Origin of the sequence: Microbacterium hydrocarbonoxydans, assembly GCF_023715885.1 — a bacterium.
In the GTDB taxonomy this organism is placed as follows: Bacteria; Actinomycetota; Actinomycetes; order Actinomycetales; family Microbacteriaceae; genus Microbacterium; species Microbacterium hydrocarbonoxydans_C.
Window position 1 is genome coordinate 85216 of the sequence record NZ_JAMBOY010000006.1, and the last position, 18059, is coordinate 103274.

Annotated in this window: 18 protein-coding genes; 8 read left to right on the forward strand and 10 right to left on the reverse strand. The window is 68.5% G+C overall.

Going from position 1 to position 18059, the window contains the following annotated elements; genetic code table 11:
* Window position 1 precedes the first annotated feature (1 nt).
* The 7 genes from M3195_RS15010 to rpsA all read right to left on the reverse strand — a co-directional run bounded on the left by M3195_RS15010 (window position 2) and on the right by rpsA (window position 8244).
* Window positions 2-583, reverse strand: coding sequence for a CoA-binding protein (locus M3195_RS15010; RefSeq protein ID WP_251588776.1), 582 nt, complete (start codon window positions 581-583; stop codon window positions 2-4).
* Window positions 580-1884 (reverse strand): O-acetylhomoserine aminocarboxypropyltransferase/cysteine synthase family protein, encoded by a 1305-nt coding sequence (locus M3195_RS15015; protein WP_251588778.1) that lies wholly within the window; start codon window positions 1882-1884, stop codon window positions 580-582. The genes M3195_RS15010 and M3195_RS15015 overlap by 4 nt, the downstream gene beginning before the upstream one ends.
* A complete protein-coding gene (gene acs / locus M3195_RS15020; protein ID WP_251588780.1) occupies window positions 1881-3893 on the reverse strand; it encodes an acetate--CoA ligase in 2013 nt (670 codons plus the stop codon). Before acs ends, M3195_RS15015 begins: the two co-directional genes overlap by 4 nt.
* The gene (locus M3195_RS15025; RefSeq protein ID WP_251588782.1) at window positions 3884-4744 is read right to left on the reverse strand and encodes an ABC transporter permease; all 861 of its coding nucleotides are present in this window, start codon (window positions 4742-4744) and stop codon (window positions 3884-3886) included. The genes acs and M3195_RS15025 overlap by 10 nt, the downstream gene beginning before the upstream one ends.
* Window positions 4741-5784, reverse strand: coding sequence for an aliphatic sulfonate ABC transporter substrate-binding protein (locus M3195_RS15030; protein WP_251588783.1), 1044 nt, complete (start codon window positions 5782-5784; stop codon window positions 4741-4743). Before M3195_RS15030 ends, M3195_RS15025 begins: the two co-directional genes overlap by 4 nt.
* Complete coding sequence (locus M3195_RS15035) at window positions 5781-6635, reverse strand: ABC transporter ATP-binding protein (protein WP_251588784.1); 855 nt, start codon at window positions 6633-6635, stop codon at window positions 5781-5783. Before M3195_RS15035 ends, M3195_RS15030 begins: the two co-directional genes overlap by 4 nt.
* A 154-nt stretch (window positions 6636-6789) precedes the next feature.
* Window positions 6790-8244 carry a 30S ribosomal protein S1 gene (gene rpsA, locus M3195_RS15040; RefSeq protein ID WP_096715640.1) on the reverse strand — a complete coding sequence of 485 codons (1455 nt, stop codon included), beginning with the start codon at window positions 8242-8244 and terminating at the stop codon, window positions 6790-6792.
* Window positions 8245-8453: 209 nt separating this feature from the next.
* Between rpsA and M3195_RS15045 the strand changes: the two genes are divergently transcribed.
* A complete protein-coding gene (locus M3195_RS15045; RefSeq protein WP_251588785.1) occupies window positions 8454-9392 on the forward strand; it encodes a 5'-3' exonuclease in 939 nt (312 codons plus the stop codon).
* A 3-nt stretch (window positions 9393-9395) separates the two neighbouring features.
* Here M3195_RS15045 and M3195_RS15050 read toward each other — a convergent pair whose 3' ends face one another.
* Window positions 9396-10382, reverse strand: a complete 987-nt coding sequence (locus tag M3195_RS15050; protein ID WP_251588786.1) for a PHP domain-containing protein — start codon at window positions 10380-10382, stop codon at window positions 9396-9398.
* Window positions 10383-10390: 8 nt separating this feature from the next.
* Window positions 10391-11455, reverse strand: a complete 1065-nt coding sequence (gene trpD, locus M3195_RS15055) for an anthranilate phosphoribosyltransferase (protein WP_251588787.1) — start codon at window positions 11453-11455, stop codon at window positions 10391-10393.
* 192 nt (window positions 11456-11647) lie between these two features.
* On the opposite strand from trpD, the gene ctaE reads away from it, so the two are divergent.
* The 7 genes from ctaE (at window position 11648) to M3195_RS15090 (ending at window position 17553) form a co-directional block, all read left to right on the forward strand.
* The gene (gene ctaE / locus M3195_RS15060; protein WP_096715644.1) at window positions 11648-12301 is read left to right on the forward strand and encodes an aa3-type cytochrome oxidase subunit III; all 654 of its coding nucleotides are present in this window, start codon (window positions 11648-11650) and stop codon (window positions 12299-12301) included.
* Window positions 12302-12321: 20 nt separating this feature from the next.
* A complete protein-coding gene (gene qcrC, locus M3195_RS15065; RefSeq protein ID WP_251588788.1) occupies window positions 12322-13125 on the forward strand; it encodes a cytochrome bc1 complex diheme cytochrome c subunit in 804 nt (267 codons plus the stop codon).
* Window positions 13126-13161: 36 nt separating this feature from the next.
* Complete coding sequence (gene qcrA / locus M3195_RS15070) at window positions 13162-14238, forward strand: cytochrome bc1 complex Rieske iron-sulfur subunit (RefSeq protein ID WP_251588789.1); 1077 nt, start codon at window positions 13162-13164, stop codon at window positions 14236-14238.
* On the forward strand, window positions 14235-16052 hold the full coding sequence (qcrB, locus tag M3195_RS15075) for a cytochrome bc1 complex cytochrome b subunit (protein WP_251588790.1): 1818 nt from the start codon (window positions 14235-14237) through the stop codon (window positions 16050-16052). Before qcrA ends, qcrB begins: the two co-directional genes overlap by 4 nt.
* A gap of 75 nt (window positions 16053-16127) precedes the next feature.
* Window positions 16128-16541: a RidA family protein gene (locus M3195_RS15080; protein WP_251588791.1), complete on the forward strand. Its 414-nt coding sequence runs from the start codon at window positions 16128-16130 to the stop codon at window positions 16539-16541.
* Window positions 16538-17041 (forward strand): GNAT family N-acetyltransferase, encoded by a 504-nt coding sequence (locus M3195_RS15085; RefSeq protein WP_251588792.1) that lies wholly within the window; start codon window positions 16538-16540, stop codon window positions 17039-17041. Before M3195_RS15080 ends, M3195_RS15085 begins: the two co-directional genes overlap by 4 nt.
* Before the next feature lie 92 nt (window positions 17042-17133).
* Window positions 17134-17553 carry a rhodanese-like domain-containing protein gene (locus tag M3195_RS15090; RefSeq protein WP_251588793.1) on the forward strand — a complete coding sequence of 140 codons (420 nt, stop codon included), beginning with the start codon at window positions 17134-17136 and terminating at the stop codon, window positions 17551-17553.
* Between the two features lie 71 nt (window positions 17554-17624).
* Here the strand turns inward: M3195_RS15090 and M3195_RS15095 are convergent, their stop codons facing one another.
* Window positions 17625-18059 carry a cytochrome c oxidase subunit 4 gene (locus M3195_RS15095; RefSeq protein ID WP_251588794.1) on the reverse strand — a complete coding sequence of 145 codons (435 nt, stop codon included), beginning with the start codon at window positions 18057-18059 and terminating at the stop codon, window positions 17625-17627.

Sequence of the window (18059 nt, forward strand, 5' to 3'; positions counted from 1 at the left end):
CTCAGCGCGACAGCAGCTGCCGCCGCGAGCTGATCACACCGGTGTCGAAGCCGGCGAGATGCAGCCCGCCGTGGAACCGCGCGTGCTCGATCTTGACGCAGCGGTCCATCACGACGGAGAGACCTGCGCTCTGCGCCAGCGTTGCGGCATCCTCGTTCCAGGATCCGAGCTGCAGCCACAACGCCTTCGCGCCGACGTCGATCGCCTCCTGGGCGACGCCTGGCAGGTCTTCGTGACGGCGGAACACATCGACGAGGTCGGGCACCACGGGCAGGTCGGCGAGAGACGAGTACACCGGCTGGCCGAGGATCTCCGTCTCCCTCGGATTCACCAGGTAGACGTCGTACGGCGTGCTCGAGAGCAGGTACGTGGCGACGAAGTACGACGCGCGGGCCGGGTTGTTCGACGCGCCGACGATCGCGATGGACTTCGTACGGCGGAGGATCGCGAACCGCTCCTGCTGTCCTGGACCGATCCAGGTGCGCCCGGCAGGCTCGGGTGCGGCGCCGGGCAGCGCGCAGGCCGCCGCGTCCTGCGGGGCGGGAACGGCGCAGCTGTCGCCGGCCAGGGTCGTGTCGCTCATCGGTTCTCCCCCGTCGCGATCGTGAGGGCCTGGTCCAGGTCCCAGATGATGTCTTCGGCGTCTTCGAGGCCGACCGAGATGCGGATGAGATCCGAGCGCACGCCCGCCCCGACCAGCTGCTCGTCGGTGAGCTGCCGGTGCGTCGTCGACGCGGGGTGGATCACGAGGGTCCTCGCGTCTCCGATGTTCGCGAGGTGCGAGGCGAGCTGCAGGTTCTCGATGAGTCTCTCCCCCGCGACGCGGCCGTCGTCGGCTTTGACGCCGAAGGCGAAGACCGGCCCAGGGCCGAGCGGCAGGTACTTCGCGGCCCGCTCGTGATGCGGATGCTCCTCGAGCCCCGCCCAGGTCACGTAGGCGACCCGAGGGTCGGCGGCGAGCCATTCCGCGACGACCCTCGCGTTCGCGAGGTGGGCGTCGATGCGCTGCGGCAGGGTCTCGATGCCCTGCAGCAGGTTGAACGCGGCCTGCGGGCTCAGCGCCGGGCCGATGTCGCGGAGCTGCTCGGTGCGCAGCTTCGTCAGGAACCCGTACTCCCCGAAGTTGTCCCACCACTTGATGCCGCCGTACGAGGCGACCGGCTCGGTCATCTGCGGGAAGCGGCCGTTCCCCCAGTCGAACGTGCCCTTCTCGATCACGATGCCGCCGAGGGTCGTGCCGTGCCCGCCCAGGAACTTCGTGACCGAGTGGATGACGATGTCGGCGCCGTGCTCGAGCGGGCGCGCGAGGTACGGCGTGGCCAGGGTCGCGTCGACGACGAGCGGGACGCCCGCCGCATGGGCGACCTCGGCGAGACCCTCGATGTCGGCGATCTCACCGGAGGGGTTGCCGATCATCTCGACGTACACGACCTTGGTCTCCGGCCGGATCGCCGCCGCGAAGTCTGCCGGATCGGTCGAGGCGACGAACGTCGTGTCGACGCCGAAGCGGCGCAGGGTCACGTCGAGCTGAGTCACGGTGCCGCCATACAGTTGGGCGGCGGCGACGACGTGATCGCCGGCACCCACGAGCGCGGCGAACGTGATGAACTCGGCGCTCATGCCGGATGCCGTCGCGACGGCACCGATCCCGCCCTCGAGCGAGGCGAGGCGCTCCTCCAGCGCGGCGACCGTGGGGTTGCCGATGCGCGAGTAGATGTTCCCGTACTTCTGCAGGGCGAAGAGGTTGCCCGCGTCGGCGGCGTCGTCGAAGACGAATGACGTGGTCTGGTAGATCGGCACGGCGCGCGCGCCGGTCGACGCGTCCGGCGTGCCTCCGGCGTGCAGCGCTCTGGTGCGGAATCCGAATCGGTGCTCTTCCGTCATGCTGTCCTCAGTTCGACGTTCGTGAGCGCGGCGGCGATGTCGTCGACGGCCCAGGGGTTCTGCAGAGAAGTGGTGTCGCCGAGCGGCGGCGCCTCGCGGCCGGCTCGTCGGTCCTGCTCGGCCTCCCACAGCTGTGCGAGCAGGCGGCGCATGATCTTGCCGGAGCGGGTCTTGGGCAGGTCGGGTACCACGACCACATGCTTGGGTTTGGCGACCGGCCCGATGGCGCGCGCCACCTCGCTGCGGAGGTCGGCCGACGAGACCGCGGATCGCCCGGACGGCGTCACGAAGGCGACCACGGCCTGTCCGGTCACGGGGTCGGAGACTCCGGCTGTGCCCGCCTCCCCCACGGTGTCGTTGGCCACGAGCGCCGACTCGATCTCGATCGTCGAGAGGCGGTGCCCCGAGACGTTCACCACGTCGTCGAGGCGTCCGAGGATCCGGATGTATCCGTCGTCATCACGTGTGGCTCCGTCTCCCGCGACGTAGTAGCCGCCCCAGTCGCCGTGCCCCGCGTACGCCGCCCAGTACGCGGACCGGTACCGCGCCGGGTCACCCCACACCGTCCTGGCCATTCCCGGCCAGGGGCGGCGCACCACCAGGGTGCCCGAGCGGCCGGGTGCGACCTCGACGCCGTGCTCGTCCACGACGGTCGCGTCGATGCCGGGGAGCGGGACGGACGCCGAGCCGGGCTTGAGGGTGGTCACCCCCGGAAGCGGAGCGATCATGGCAGCGCCCGTCTCAGACTGCCACCAGGTGTCGACCACCGGGAGCTCGTCGCGTCCGAAGTTGCGACGGAACCACACCCACGCCTCCGGGTTGATCGCCTCGCCGACCGTGCCGAGCAGGCGCAGCGTCGAGAGGTCGTGCCCCGCCGGGAGGTCGGCCCCGAACCAGGTCATGAAGGTCCGGATGAGCGTGGGAGCCGTGTAGTAGACGGTGACGCCGTAGCGCTCGATGATCTCGAGGTGGCGTTCGCGGTGCGGCGTGTCCGGCGTTCCCTCGTAGATGACCTGCGTCAGCCCGTTGGAGAGCGGACCGTATATCTCGTACGTGTGGGCCGTCACCCAGGCGAGGTCGGCCGTGCACCAGTGCACATCGTCGGGCTTCGCATCGAAGTGCGCCCAGTGCGCCCAACTCGCGTGCGCGAGGTAGCCGCCCGACGTGTGCACGAGGCCCTTCGGCTTACCGGTCGTGCCGGAGGTGTAGATGATGAAGAGCGGATGCTCGGAATCGAACGCCTCTGCCACGTGGTCGGTCGACGCGGCCTCCACGACGTCGTGCCACCACACGTCGCGCCCTTCGGTCCAGGGCACGTACTGCCCGGTGCGCCGCAGGACGAGGACGTGCTCGAGGTCGGGGAGGTCGGCGGCCGCGACGTCCGCCGTGGTCTTGACCTCCGTCGCCGTGCCCCGACGGAACTGGCCGTCGCTCGTGACGAGGAGCTTGGCTCCCGTGTCGGCGAGGCGGAACCGGACGGCCTCGGCGGAGAAGCCTCCGAAGACGAGGGAGTGCACGGCGCCGATGCGCGCGCACGCGAGGGTGACGACGATCGTCTCGACGAGGACGGGCAGGTAGATCACCACGCGGTCACCCGCCCGGATGCCGAGCGCGATGAGTGCGTTCGCGGCCTGCGCCACCCGGCGCTGCAGGTCGGCGTAAGTGACCGCGGTGCGGTCGCCCGGCTCGCCCTCGAAATGCAGAGCGACCTTGTCGCCCCGCCCTGCGTCGACGTGGCGGTCGACGCAGTTGTAGGCGACGTTGAGTCGTCCACCCGTGAACCATCGCGCGGAGGGTCCCGCTTCTGCCGTCGGCGGCTGCCAGTCGAGCGGCGTCTCCCAGGGCTTCGCCCAGTCGAGTCGGCGCGCAGCCTGCTCCCAGAACGCGATCGGGTCGCTCTCCGCCTCCGCATAGGCCTCGGCCGTCACGTTCGCGGTGGCGGCGAGACGGGCCGGCGCCGGATAGGTCCGCTCCTCGACCAGTCGCGCCTCGTCCACCGTCACGCCCACCGCCGCAGCAGGTACTTCTCGACGAGCGCGAGGATGCCGTTCGTGATCGTCCCGAGCAGCGCGAGCAGGATGATCGACAGGATGATGCGGTCGACGCGACCATTGCTCTGCGAGTCGGTGAGGAGGAATCCGAGACCCATCGACGAGGCGATGAGCTCCGCAGCGACGAGGAAGAGCCAGGCCTGCGCGAGTGCGAGGCGAAGGCCCGCGACCACGGACGGCACGACCGCGGGGAGCTGCACGGTGCGGAACAGCGACCACCCTCGGAGGCTGAAGGATCGCCCTGCCTCCACGAGCTGCGGATCGACGTGCCGGAGCGCGGAGGCGACGGTCGTGTAGACCGGGAAGAACGCGCCGATCGCGATCAGAGTCACCTTCGACGACTCGCCGATCTGCATCCACAGGATCAGCAGCGGCACCCAGGCGAGCGAAGGCACCGCACGGACGGCGGCGAGAGTGGGGCTGAGCAGGATGTCGCCGAGCTGTGACAGCCCGACGATGCCTGCTGCCGCGAGACCGATGACCGAGCCGATCGCGAACCCCAGCAGCACCCGCTGGACGGAGATCGCGATGTGGGTGTACAGGGCGCCTCCCTCGGCGAGCTCGACACCCGCGGCGAAGACGGATGCCGGTGTGGGCAGCCGATAGGGCTCGACCATCCCGCTGGTCGTCGAGATCTGCCACGCCGCGACGATGAGGATCGGCAGCAGCACACCCCCCGCGATGCGCACCACCGGGCGCTCCCATCCGCGGCGGGCTCGCCGCTGGGAGGGGCGGTACTGCCCCTTCGCCGCATCGAGCGCGTCGCGTGCGTCTGCGGGCACGACCACGCGCTGGTCGAGGTCGGTCACTCTCCGCCGACCGCCTTCGTGGCGAACGTGTCGTTGACGATGGACTCCAGCGCCTTGTCGACGGACTCCTTGCCGCCCTGCACATCGCCCGAGTCCACCAGCACCGGAGCGATCTTCTCGAGGACCGCGATCTGGTCGTCGCCGGGGACGCCGCTCACGTCGAGGTTCGAACGCTCCTCGATCACGGTCGTCGCGACGGCGGGGTCGATGCCCGCGACCTCGGCGAGCAGTGCGGCGGTCTCCTCGGGGTTCTCCAGCGCCCACTCGCGGGCCTGCTCGTACGCGTCGACGACGGCTTGGGCGAGGTCGGCGTGATTCTCGATGAAGTCCTCGGTGGCGTTCAGGAAGCCGTAGGAGTTGAAGTCGACGTTGCGGTAGATCAGCTTGTCGCCGGATTCGACTTCGGCGGCGGCCATGATGGGGTCCAGCCCCGACCAGGCGGCCACCGATCCGCCGTCGAGGGCAGCGCGTCCGTCGGCGTGCTGCAGGTTCTGCACCTCGACGTCGTCGATCGACAGCCCTGCCTCCTCGAGCGCCTGCAGGAGGAAGAAGTAGGGGTCGGTGCCCTTGGTCGCGGCGACCGACTTGCCCGCGAGATCCTCGACCGAGGTGATGTCGCTGTCGGGTCCGACGACGATCGCCGCCCACTCCGGCTGCGAGTAGATGTCGATCACCTGGATCGGAGAGCCGTTGGCGCGCGCGAGCAGGGCGGCCGAACCCGCCGTCGATCCAACATCGATCGATCCGGAGCGCAGCAGCTCGTTGGCCTTGTTCGAACCGGCGGACTGCACCCACTCGACTGTGACGTCGTCGCCGAGGATCTCCTCGAGCAGTCCCTGGTCCTTCACGACGAGGCTGAGCGGGTTGTACGTGGCGAAGTCGAGGGAGATCGTGTCGGACGACCATTCGCCGGATGCGGCGGTGTCGGCCTCCGCGGTGTCGGCGGGGGCGTCCTCCCCTGCGACGCAGCCCGTGGCCACGAGCATCATCGTGCCCGCGATCGCGATCGCAGGGATGATTCGGCGGGTGATGGTGCTCATCGGTTCTCCTCGGGGGACGTGCGGTGGTGGGTGTCGACGCCGAGTCCTTCGAGGAGCTCGGCGCGGAGGTCTGCGAGGCCGCGGTCGGCGCGGTCCCGGGGACGCGCGCCCGGAACCGTGACGATGCGGGCGATGGATGGAGCCGCGGCATCCGTGTCGCTCGTGAGGGTGCGCAGCAGGAGGACGCGATCAGCCAGGTAGAGAGCCTCCTCGACGTCGTGCGTCACGAGGAGGACGGTGGTCGGCTCGGCGGCATGGATCTTCAGGAGCAGGTCGTGCATGCGCAGCCTGGTGAGGGCGTCGAGTGCGCCGAACGGCTCGTCGAGCAGCAGCACGCCGGGGTTCCTGGCGAGAGCGCGGGCGAGGGATGCGCGCTGCGCCATTCCGCCCGACACCTCGCGCGGGCGTTGCGCGGCCGCGTGCTCGAGGCCGACGAGGTGGAGCAGCTCGTCGACGCGCTCGCGGCTTTCACGGCGGGGCGTGCGCCGAGGGAGTCCGAGCTCGACGTTCTGGGCGAGGGTCCGCCACGGCAGCAGCCGGGGCTCCTGAAAGGCGACAGCGGTGCGCTCATCGGCATCGGCGACGGCCGCGCCGCCGAGTTCGATCCGGCCGCGGCTCGGGGTGTCCAATCCGCCGATCAGCCGCAGCAGTGTGGACTTCCCGCAGCCCGAGGGCCCGACGACGGCGACGATCTCCCCTGCGGCCACGTCGACATCGACGCCCCGCAGGACTTCCCGCCGCCCGGTCGCGAGCGGGAACGAGCGCTCGACCGCGTCCAGTCGCACGGATGCGGCGGCGCCGGGCGCCCCCGGAGCGCGCGACGCTGCGGGCGCGTTCAGCAGGGAGGTCATGCCTTCATGCTGTCCGAGAGCGTACCCGTGTCACGAACCGCTTCGTAATGTTCGGTCACGTAAGCCCGGGTCCGACTTCAACGCCCAATCCCCGGAGACGCGGAACGGGCCGCCACTCCGAAGAGTGACGGCCCGTTCCGGTGAGAATCGATGCTCAGGAGTTGCCGCCCGAGAGCTTCTCGCGCAGAGCCGCGAGAGCCTCGTCGTCCGCGAGCGTGCCCGCACCGGCGGCCTCGCTCGAGAAGGACTGACCACCGAAGTCGTCGCCGGCCGCAGCCTCGGCCTCGGCCGCCTTCGCGACCTGGGCCTTGTGCGCCTCCCAGCGAGCCTGGGCCGCAGCGTACTCCTGCTCCCATGCCTCGCGCTGGGCGTCGAAGCCTTCCTTCCAGGCACCCGTCTCGGCGTCGAAGCCCTCCGGGTACTTGTACTCGCCGTTCTCGTCGTACTCCGCGACCATGCCGTACAGGGCCGGGTCGAACTCGGTGCCGTTGGGGTCGACCGACTCGTTGGCCTGCTTCAGCGACAGCGAGATGCGACGACGCTCGAGGTCGATGTCGATGACCTTGACGAAGACCTCTTCGCCGACCGACACGACCTGCTCGGCGAGCTCGACGTGCTTGCTCGAGAGCTCCGAGATGTGCACGAGGCCCTCGATGCCGTCTGCAACGCGCACGAACGCGCCGAACGGAACGAGCTTGGTGACCTTACCCGGCGTGACCTGGCCGATCGCGTGGGTGCGGGCGAAGACCTGCCACGGGTCCTCCTGCGTCGCCTTCAGCGACAGCGAGACGCGCTCGCGGTCGAGGTCGACCTCGAGGATCTCGACGGTGACCTCCTGGCCCACCTCGACGACCTCGGAGGCGTGCTCGATGTGCTTCCAGGACAGCTCGGAGACGTGCACGAGACCGTCGACGCCGCCGAGGTCGACGAACGCACCGAAGTTGACGATCGACGAGACGACGCCCTTGCGGACCTGGCCCTTGTGCAGGTTGTTGAGGAACGTGGTGCGCGACTCGGACTGCGTCTGCTCGAGCAGGGCGCGGCGCGAGAGCACGACGTTGTTGCGGTTCTTGTCGAGCTCGAGGATCTTGGCCTCGATCTCCTGGCCGAGGTACGGCGTGAGGTCGCGGACGCGGCGCAGCTCGATGAGCGAGGCCGGCAGGAAGCCGCGGAGGCCGATGTCGACGATGAGTCCACCCTTGACGACCTCGATGACCGTACCGGTGACGACGCCGTCGTTCTCCTTGATCTTCTCGACGTCTCCCCAGGCGCGCTCGTACTGCGCACGCTTCTTGGAGAGGATCAGGCGGCCTTCCTTGTCCTCCTTCTGGAGAACGAGAGCCTCGACCTCGTCGCCGACCTTGACGACCTCGTTGGGGTCGACGTCGTGCTTGATGGAGAGCTCGCGCGAGGGGATGACACCCTCGGTCTTGTAACCGACGTCGAGCAGGACCTCATCGCGGTCGATCTTGACGATCGTGCCCTCGATGATGTCGCCGTCGTTGAAGAACTTCAGGGTCTTCTCGACCGCGGCCAGGAAGTCCTCAGCAGATCCGATGTCGTTGATGGCGACCTGCTTGGTGGCCGGGGCGGTCGTTGCGGTAGTCATGTAGTGGGTTGTCCTTGTTGAATGGGAACTCGGGCCGGAAGCCGCGACCGCGCACGGTCATGTGCATGCTTCACAGCGGTTGGATTGTGATTTCTGTCACGAGGGCATGCGAGACACGCCACGAGTGACAGTTGAGACTATCAGACCGGGAGCCCGACCGCTTCCCCCGAATATCGGTCGGCAGGCGACTCCCCTGCCAGACTGTCCCCATGCCAGATCGCGCCGACAAGCTGCTCCTGCTCGACACCGCCAGCCTCTACTTCCGCGCCTTCTACGGCGTGCCGGACAAGGTGACGGCCCCCGACGGCTCGCCCATCAACGCGGCTCGCGGCCTGCTCGACATCATCGCCAAGCTCGTCGCGCTGTACGAGCCGACGCATGTCGTGGCCTGCTGGGATGACGACTGGCGCCCGCAGTGGCGCGTCGACCTGATCCCGAGTTACAAAGCTCACCGCGTGGTCGAGGTCGTTCCGGCGGGGCCGGACGTCGAAGAGGTGCCCGATCCGCTGGAAGCGCAGATCCCGCTGATCCGCGAGACCCTGACCGCGCTGCGCATCCCGATCATCGGCGTCGCCGAGCACGAGGCGGACGACGTCATCGGCACCCTGGCCACCCACGCGACGATGCCGGTCGACATCGTGACGGGCGACCGCGACCTCTTCCAGCTCGTCGACGACGAGCGCGATGTGCGCGTCGTCTACACCGCGAAGGGCATGAGCAATCTCGAGATCGTGACGGATGCCGTCGTCGTCGCCAAGTACGGAGTGCTGCCCGCGCAGTATGCGGACTTCGCCACGATGCGCGGCGATGCCTCCGACGGACTCCCCGGGGTCGCCGGGGTCGGCGAGAAGACCGCGGCGACGCTGCTCAAGGAGCACGGCGACCTCGCCGGCATCCGAGCTGCCGCCGAGGCGGGAGAGGGCATGAGCGCCGGGGTGCGGGCCAAAGTGCTCGCCGCCTCCGCCTACCTCGACGTCGCTCCGACCGTCGTCGAGGTGGCGAAAGATCTCGACATCACCGCACCCGCCGAGCCGCTCCTCCCCCTCGGACCCGACGAGGTCGATGCTGCCCTGGCCCTGGCCGAGACGTGGAACCTCGGCGGATCGATGGCGCGAGCCGTCGCCGCGGTCGGCACGACCGCCGACTGAGGGTCAGCCCGCCCAGGCGAGCAGGCGCTCGAGCCCCCAGGTCGTGATGATCCGGGACGCAGGGACCCCGGCGCGCTCCGCGCGCTGCGCCCCGTGGTCGAGGAGCGAGAGCTGCCCCGGCGCGTGCGCGTCGCTGTCGATCGAGAACAGGCACCCCGCCTCCAGCGCGATCGCGATGAGCTCGTCCGGAGGATCCTGACGCTCGGGCCGGGAGTTGATCTCGACCGCGACGCCGTTCTCCGCGCAGGCCGCGAACACCGTCTCGGCGTCGAACTGCGACTGGGCACGCGTCCCTCGGTCCCCCTGCACGAGACGCCCGGTGCAGTGTCCGAGGACGTTCACCCGCGGGTGCGCGACGGCCGCGAGCATCCGCGCGGTCATGGGACGCGCATCCATTCGCAGCTTCGAGTGCACGGACGCGACGACGATGTCGAGTTCCGCGAGGAGGTCGTCCTTCTGGTCCAGGGCGCCGTCCTCGAGGATGTCGACCTCGATGCCGGCGAGCAGGGTGAAGCCGTCACCCGATTCCGCGCGCACCTGGGGGATCTGCTCGCGCAGCCGCTCAGCGGACAGCCCGCGGGCGACCCTCAGGCGCGGCGAGTGGTCGGTGATCGCCTGATACTCGTGTCCGAGAGCGCGCGCGGCAGCCGCCATGACGCCGATCGACGTCGTCCCGTCCGACCATTCCGTGTGGGCATGCAGGTCGCCGCGGAGCTTGGAGCGGAGCTCCGACATGATCTCCGGCTCGACCTCCCCGCGCAGTTCGACGAGGTAGTCGGGCACCTCACCCGCCTGCGCCTGGCGGATCACAGAGAACGTCGACTCGCCGATCCCCTTCGCCGCACGAAGTCGCGTCGGATCTGAGCGCACGTCCTCCGGGAGCTGCTGGAGGGTGGCGGCCGCCTGTCGGAAGGCCTTGGCCCGATATCGCGACGCCCGTTCGCGCTCGAGCAGCGAGGCGATCTCGAGGAGTGCGGCGATCGGGTCCATGGCTCCCCCTAGGCGGTGGCCAGCTCCCGGCTGACGCCGATCCACTGGTCGAGCTTGGCGGCGGCCCGACCGTCGTCGACGGCCGCAGCGGCCCTGTCGTAGCCCGCCCGGAGCCGCTCGACGATCGGGAGGGTGGCCTGCGTCGGGTCCTGCGAGAGCTCGAAGGCGACGATGCCGGCCGCGGCGTTGAGCAGCACGATGTCGCGGACGGGGCCCTGCTCCCCGGCGAGGGTGCGCCGCAGGATCTCGGCGTTATGCGCCGGCGTGCCGCCGATGAGGTCGGAGAGGTCGGCGAGCGGGATGCCGAGATCGCGCGGGTCCAGGTCGTGTTCGTGGATGTCGCCGCGCGTGACCTCCCAGATGCGGCTGTGCCCGGTCGTGGTCAGCTCGTCGAGGCCGTCGTCGCCGCGGAACACGAGCGCGGTCGCGCCGCGGGTGCGGAAGACGCCGGTGATGAGAGGCACGCGCTCCATCTGGGCGACGCCGACGGCGTTGGCCTCGGCGCGAGCGGGGTTGCAGAGCGGGCCGAGCATGTTGAAGACGGTCGGCACGCCGAGCTCCGCACGCACGCCGCCCGCGTGCTTGAACCCCGGGTGGAAGGCGCCGGCCCACGCGAACGTGATTCCCGTGCGGTCGAGGATCGACGACACTGCCGAGGGGTCGAGTGTCAGTTCGAGGCCCAGCGCACTCAGCACGTCGGAGGAGCCGGATGCCGAGCTCGCCGCGCGGTTCCCGTGCTTCACGACGGGAATCCCGGCCGAGCCGATGATGATGGCGGCCGTGGTCGACACGTTGACGGTGCCGACCCGATCCCCGCCGGTACCGACGATGTCGAGCACGTCGGGAGACACCGGCAGAGGGACCGCAGCCTCGAGGATGGCGTCGCGGAACCCGACGATCTCGTCGATGGTCTCGCCCTTCGCGCGCAGCGCGACGAGGAAGCCCGCGAGCTGGGCCTCCGTGACATCGCCGCGCATGATCCGACGCATGGCCCAGGTGGACTCCCAGACACTGAGGTCACGACGTTCCAGAAGAGTGGTGAGCACGTCGGACCAGGTCAGCGTTTCAGGCATGTGAGCGATCCTATCGGCGGGAACGAACTGCTCGAATGGTTATCGAAGCGAGGGCGCGGACGCGGCATCCGCTGTTCCTCAGGGATTCACCGTGGATTCGCAGCGTTTTCTTAGGGTCCCCTTAGTCCCCGGAGGGCTATCTGGAGCCCCGCGGTGCGAGAATCATGCCCGCGGATCGGCCATAATGGAAGGGTGACGACCTCAGCGACGTATGCCCCGGCGGCGAGAACCATCAAGCGGCCCAACCCGGTAGCTGTCGGCACCATTGTGTGGCTCGGCAGCGAGGTGATGTTCTTCGCGGGACTCTTCGCGATCTACTTCACCCTCCGCAGCACCTCACCCGAGCTGTGGGCCGACCGCACCGAACTCCTGAACGTGCCGTTCGCCTTCGTGAACACGGCCATCCTGGTGCTCTCCTCCTTCACCTGCCAGATGGGTGTCTTCGCCGCTGAGGACCTGCAGCCGTACCGACTCCCCAAGGGCCAGAAGAACGGTGCCGGTCGTCGCCGCCTGTTCGGCTGGGGCATGGTCGAGTGGTTCTTCCTCACCTTCGCACTCGGCGCGATCTTCGTGTCGGGCCAGGTCTGGGAGTACGCGCAGCTCGTCGCCGAGGGCATGCCGATCAGCGCCGACTCCTACGCATCGGCGTTCTACATCACCACCGGCTTCCACGCCCTGCACGTCACCGGCGGACTCATCGCGTTCCTGCTCGTCATCGGACGCGCGTACGCCGTCAAGAACTTCCGGCACAAGGAGGCGACCTCCTCGATCGTGGTGTCCTACTACTGGCACTTCGTCGACGTCGTCTGGATCGTGCTGTTCGTCGTTATCTACTTCCTGAAATAAGAGCGGAGCTGATCCCCGAGATGGCACGAGAGAAGAAGCGCCGTTCTAACGGCCGCCGCAGCCCCCTGGCAGCAGCGGCCCTCATCGGAGCAGGCCTCATGATCACCGGTGCCGTGTACGCCGGTGCATCCGCGGCGTTCGCCGCGACCGACACCCAGACCGCCGCGTCGAGCACGCTGACGGTCGAGGACGGCGAGAAGCTGTTCCAGGCGAACTGCGCCACCTGCCACGGCCTCGACCTGCAGGGCACGCCGAACGGCCCGAGTCTCTACGGCGTCGGCGAGCTGGCTGTGGAGTTCCAGGTCTCCACCGGGCGCATGCCGCTGCAGATGCAGGGTCCGCAGGCTCCCCAGAAGGAGCCGCAGTTCACCGAGGAGCAGATCCTCGCGATGGCCTCGTACGTGCAGGAGACGGCTCCCGGCCCGACCTTCCCGAAGGACGAGATCCTCGACGGCGAGGGGGATGTCGCGCACGGCGCCGAGCTCTTCCGCGTCAACTGCGCCATGTGCCACAACGTGGCCGCCGCCGGTGGCGCGCTCACCGAGGGGAAGTACGCCCCTGCCCTCACCGAGACCAGCGCGCTGCACATCTACGCCGCCATGGTCACCGGCCCCCAGAACATGCCCGTCTTCGGTGACATGAACCTGTCCGACGAGGACAAGCGCGACATCATCTCGGCTCTGCTGTTCCAGCAGCAGTCCGTGCAGGTCGGCGGCTTCTCGCTGGGCTCGCTCGGTCCTGTGTCCGAGGGCCTGTTCGCCTGGATCTTCGGAATCGGCGCCCTGGTCGCCATCACCGTGTGGATCACGGCGAAGTCCAACTGACGCTTATTCATCGAAGAGGAACGTACGAGGAGCACCATGGCACACGACGACGACTCGCAGGCTCTTGACAGGGCCTACCAGCCCTCTCCGGGGCTGGGTGTCGCAGTCAGCGACCCTGTGCAGAACCCGGGGCTGCCGCCGCACCGCGCGCGGATGACCGACAAGGATCCGCGCGCCGAGAAGACCGCAGAGCGGACCGTCTACACGCTGTTCTACCTGTCGCTCGCCGGAAGCATCTGGGCCGTCGCCGCCTACATGCTGTTCCCGATCGAGAGCGGCGCTCTGATCGACATCCGACAGAACAACCTCTTCATCGGTCTCGGGATCGCGCTCGCGCTCCTCGCCCTCGGCATCGGAGCAATCCACTGGTCCAAGGCGCTGATGAGCGACAAGGAGCACATCGAGCACCGCCACCCCACCCGGGGCAAGGACTCGACACGCGAGGCCACGATCCAGGCGTTCGCCGCTGCGAACGAGGAGTCCGGCTTCGGACGCCGCACGATGATCCGCAACTCGCTGTTCGCGGCGATCGTCGCATCGATCATTCCCGGCGTCACGCTCTTCCGTGGCCTCGCGCCGCACAGCACGCCCGACGACCCCACTGCCGGCGACCCGGTCGCGCTGCTCAAGCACACGATGTGGGAGAAGGGCGCGCGCCTGGTCCGCGATCCCGACGGCACGCCTATCCGCGCCGCGGACGTCACTCTCGGCTCCGCCTTCCACGTCATCCCGGAGGAGCTCGCGACGCTGAGCCACCACGACGGGTACCTCGAGGAGAAGGCCAAGGCCATCGTCCTCATGATGCGTCTCCGCCCGGAGCAGCTCATCGAGGCCGAGGACCGCAAGGACTGGTCGTACGACGGCATCGTCGCGTACTCCAAGGTCTGCACTCACGTCGGCTGCCCTGTCGCGCTGTACGAGCAGCAGACGCACCACCTCCTCTGCCCCTGCCACCAGTCGCAGTTCGACGTCACGGATCACGCCAAGGTCATCTTCGGCCCGGCCGCGCGTCCGCTGCCGCAGCTGCCCATCACCGTCGACGACGAGGGATACCTCGTCGCACGCAGTGACTTCACCGAGCCCGTCGGCCCGAGCTTCTGGGAGCGCCATTGAGCACCGCAACGCTGTCCAAAGAGGACAAGGACACCAAGGCGCCTCTCGGCGGCCGCTTCGTCGGCGCCGCGTCGAACTACCTCGACGAGCGCACCAGCCTCTCCGGCTTCGTCAAGGAGCTCGGACGCAAGATCTTCCCCGACCACTGGTCGTTCATGCTCGGCGAGATCGCGCTGTGGAGCTTCGTCGTCGTGTTCCTCTCCGGGACCTTCCTGACGTTCTTCTTCCAGGCGTCGATGGTCGAGACGCACTACACCGGCGCCTACGCCCCGATGCGCGGTATCGAGATGTCGGCGGCCCTCGAGTCGTCGCTGCACATCTCGTTCGACCTGCGCGGCGGCCTGCTGGTCCGTCAGATCCATCACTGGGCTGCTCTCGTGTTCATCGCCGGCATCGGCGTGCACATGCTTCGCGTGTTCTTCACGGGCGCGTTCCGCAAGCCGCGCGAGCTCAACTGGGTGATCGGCTTCATCCTGTTCATCCTCGCGATGGCGGAGGGCTTCACCGGCTACTCGCTCCCCGACGACCTGCTGTCCGGTAACGGTCTCCGGATCATCGACGGCATGATCAAGGGTCTGCCGCTGATCGGCACCTGGACCTCGTTCCTCCTCTTCGGCGGCGAGTTCCCCGGCACGGACATCGTCGGACGCCTGTACACCCTGCACATCCTGCTGCTCCCGATGATCGTCATCGCGCTCATCGGTCTGCACCTGATGCTCATGATCATCAACAAGCACACGCAGTTCGCCGGCCCGGGCCGCACGAACGACAACGTCGTGGGCTACCCGATGATGCCGGTCTACATGTCGAAGATGGGCGGCTTCCTGTTCATCGTCTTCGGCGCCATCGTGCTGATCGCGACCTTCTTCCAGATCAACCCGATCTGGAACTACGGCCCGTACGACCCGTCCCCCGTGTCGGCAGGTACGCAGCCGGACTGGTACATCGGATTCGCTGACGGCGCTCTTCGTCTGGCTCCGTCGAACTGGGACGTCGTGTTCCTCGACCACACCTGGTCGTTCGGCATCCTCGCACCGGTTGCCGTCCTCGGTCTGTTCATCGTCGTCGTCGCGATCTACCCCTTCATCGAGGCCTGGATCACCGGTGACAAGCGCGAGCACCACATCGCCCAGCGTCCGCGCAACGCCGCCACTCGCACCGCCATCGGCGTCGCCGGTGTCGTCTTCTACGCGGTCCTGTGGGCCGCGGCATCCTCCGACCTCATCGCGACGCACTTCATGCTGACGATGGAGGGTGTGATCCACACCCTGCAGGCCATGCTCTTCGTCGGCCCGGTCCTCGCCTACTTCGTCACCAAGCGCATCGCGCTCGCTCTGCAGAAGAAGGACCGCGAGATCGTCCTGCACGGATTCGAGTCCGGACGCATCGTGCGCCTCCCCGGCGGCGAGTTCATCGAGGTCCACGAACCCGTCGACAAGTACGACCGGTGGAAGCTCATCGACGTCGACGGCTACGAGCCGCTCGTCGTCCGCCCCAATGAGAAGGGCCGCATTCCGTGGAGCGAGAACCTGCGCTCCTCGATCTCGCGCTGGTTCTTCGAAGACCGCCTGGCCCCGCTCACGCAGGCCGAGGTCGACGAGGCGGATGCCCACCAGCACCACGTCATCGCTCAGAACGAGGAGACGGAGCTGGCGGAGATCCAGGGCGCTCACGAGCGCGCGGGCTTCCCCGAGGCACCTCTCACGGCGGAGGAGAACCACGTCGACGAGACGGCGAACACTCCGAGCACCGTGATCGCGACGGATCCTCCCAAGCATCCTCGTGACAAGAAGTCGGAGGAGGACGCGGAGTAGTCGCTCCGCTCCCCCACCAGGGCCCTGTCCGTCCGCGGACAGGGCCCTTTTACGTGCGCATGGGAGGATCGTCGCATGAGCTCCGTCGTCCGTCTCATCCGCTCCGACTCTCTCGCCACGGCTCCGTACGCGTACGCGGCCACCGCCCCGGCAGACGCCCGCCTCATCTTCCTGGCCGGCGCGTGTCCGCTCGCCGACGACGGGACGACGGTCGCGCCCGGCGACTACGCCGCCCAGGCCGCGCGCTGTGTGGAGACCCTGCAGCACGCTCTCGACGCCAGCGGAGCCCATCTGACCGATGTCGTCAGCACTCGGGTCCTGGTGGCCTCAACCGAGCAGCGGGACCTCATCGCCGCCTGGGACGTGATCCATGCCGCCTTCGGCGCCCACGACGTACCCAGCACGCTCCTCGGAGTGACCGTGCTCGGCTATGACGATCAGCTCGTCGAGATCGAAGCGATCGCGGCCGTGCCGGGAGACCTGCGATGACCACGACGATCCGGGAGGCACGTGCCGAGGATGCCGAGGTCATCCAGACGATCGAGGCCATCGCCGACGCGCTCCTCGTCGAAGCGCTCGGCGCACCCGAGTGGCCGCCGCCGGCAGACGGGACCGAGCGCGTCGGATCGACGGGGTACGTGCTCCTTCTCCAAGAGAACTCGGACTCCTCCCCCGTCGGCTTCGTGCACGTGCTGGATGCCGTCGGCACCGCGCATCTGGAACAGCTCTCGGTTCTCCCCGAGCACGGTCGCCGCGGCCACGGCCGCCGCCTCGTCGAGGCCGCACTGGACGAGGCCCGCCGCCGCGGATACTCCCGCGTGACGCTCCGCACATACGCGGAGATCCCCTGGAACGCCCCCTTCTATGCCTCGTGCGGATTCCAGGAGAGCATCCCCGAGTCCGGATTCCACCGGCAGCTCGTCGAGACGGAGACGGAACTCGGGTTGGACCGGCACGGACGCCGGCTCCAGATGACGATCCTGCTCTGACTCGGAGGCTGTCGGCCACGCTGGCGCGATTCGCATGCACGATCGTCCGGATACGAGCGGCGCTCCGCACCACCCGTCCCTAGGCTGTGATCATGATGGATCGAGCCGCCTACTACGCCACCAAACTCGCCGCAGAGACGGACGCGAGCGATGCCTATGCCGCGCAGCAGCGCGGAGAGGGCATCGTCATCGTCGACGTGCGATCGGACGAGGCCTGGGCTCAGGGTCGCGTGGCGGGAGCAGTGCACATGCACTACAGCGAGATCGCCGCTCGCGCACCTCAGGAGATCGCGAGGGATGCGACCGTGGTCGTGTACTGCTGGAGTCCTGGATGCAACGCCGGAGCCAAGGGCGCCCTGGAGTTCGCGTCGCTCGGCTACGACGTCAAGGAGATGATCGGCGGATTCGAGTACTGGGTGCGGGAGGGTTACCCCGTGGAAGACGCCGACGGCGTCCACCGTCGACCGGTGGACCCGCTCACCGGCATCGCGCGCATCCGCACCCGCAGCTGACACACCTCGAACCTGTCGGGCATAGGAGAAGGGCCCCGAGGATCACTCCCCGGGGCCCTTCTCCGCGCTGCTCAGCGAGCGAAGTTGCCGCGGTAGTACTCGTACACCCAGCCGACGATCGCGACCACGAAGATCGCCAGACCGATCGGGAGCAGGAAGTGTCCGACGGCGAGGCCGACCACAAAGACTCCGGCCGAGGCGGCGAGCACCAGGGGCCACCAGGACCAGGGGCTGAACTCTCCGAGCTCGGGGTCGCCGTCGTCGATGTCGCTCGTGAGGATGTCCTCGGGAAGCTCACCCTTCTGCGCCTTGTGGGTGCGGTCGAGGTAGAACGCGACCATGGCGCCCATGAACGCCGCGAAGAACAGCGCCACGGTGCCCACCCACTCGATCCGCATGGCGAAATTGTCGTTCGGAGTGGCCAGGATGTGCCAGCCGGTGTAAGTGACACCGATCAACGCGAAGAACGCGGTGAGGATCCACCAGAGGATGACGTTGTCGCGCAT

Bases quoted from the DNA above. Each gene is read 5' to 3' on its own strand.
- M3195_RS15010 (WP_251588776.1), bottom strand. From the start codon at position 583: ATGAGCGACACGACCCTGGCCGGCGACAGCTGCGCCGTTCCCGCCCCG.
- M3195_RS15015 (WP_251588778.1), bottom strand. From the start codon at position 1,884: ATGACGGAAGAGCACCGATTCGGATTCCGCACCAGAGCGCTGCACGCC.
- M3195_RS15030 (WP_251588783.1), bottom strand. From the start codon at position 5,784: ATGAGCACCATCACCCGCCGAATCATCCCTGCGATCGCGATCGCGGGC.
- M3195_RS15035 (WP_251588784.1), bottom strand. From the start codon at position 6,635: ATGACCTCCCTGCTGAACGCGCCCGCAGCGTCGCGCGCTCCGGGGGCG.
- rpsA (WP_096715640.1), bottom strand. From the start codon at position 8,244: ATGACTACCGCAACGACCGCCCCGGCCACCAAGCAGGTCGCCATCAAC.
- M3195_RS15045 (WP_251588785.1), top strand. From the start codon at position 8,454: ATGCCAGATCGCGCCGACAAGCTGCTCCTGCTCGACACCGCCAGCCTC.
- M3195_RS15050 (WP_251588786.1), bottom strand. From the start codon at position 10,382: ATGGACCCGATCGCCGCACTCCTCGAGATCGCCTCGCTGCTCGAGCGC.
- trpD (WP_251588787.1), bottom strand. From the start codon at position 11,455: ATGCCTGAAACGCTGACCTGGTCCGACGTGCTCACCACTCTTCTGGAA.
- qcrC (WP_251588788.1), top strand. From the start codon at position 12,322: ATGGCACGAGAGAAGAAGCGCCGTTCTAACGGCCGCCGCAGCCCCCTG.
- qcrA (WP_251588789.1), top strand. From the start codon at position 13,162: ATGGCACACGACGACGACTCGCAGGCTCTTGACAGGGCCTACCAGCCC.
- M3195_RS15080 (WP_251588791.1), top strand. From the start codon at position 16,128: ATGAGCTCCGTCGTCCGTCTCATCCGCTCCGACTCTCTCGCCACGGCT.
- M3195_RS15085 (WP_251588792.1), top strand. From the start codon at position 16,538: ATGACCACGACGATCCGGGAGGCACGTGCCGAGGATGCCGAGGTCATC.
- M3195_RS15090 (WP_251588793.1), top strand. From the start codon at position 17,134: ATGATGGATCGAGCCGCCTACTACGCCACCAAACTCGCCGCAGAGACG.
- M3195_RS15095 (WP_251588794.1), bottom strand. From the start codon at position 18,059: ATGCGCGACAACGTCATCCTCTGGTGGATCCTCACCGCGTTCTTCGCG.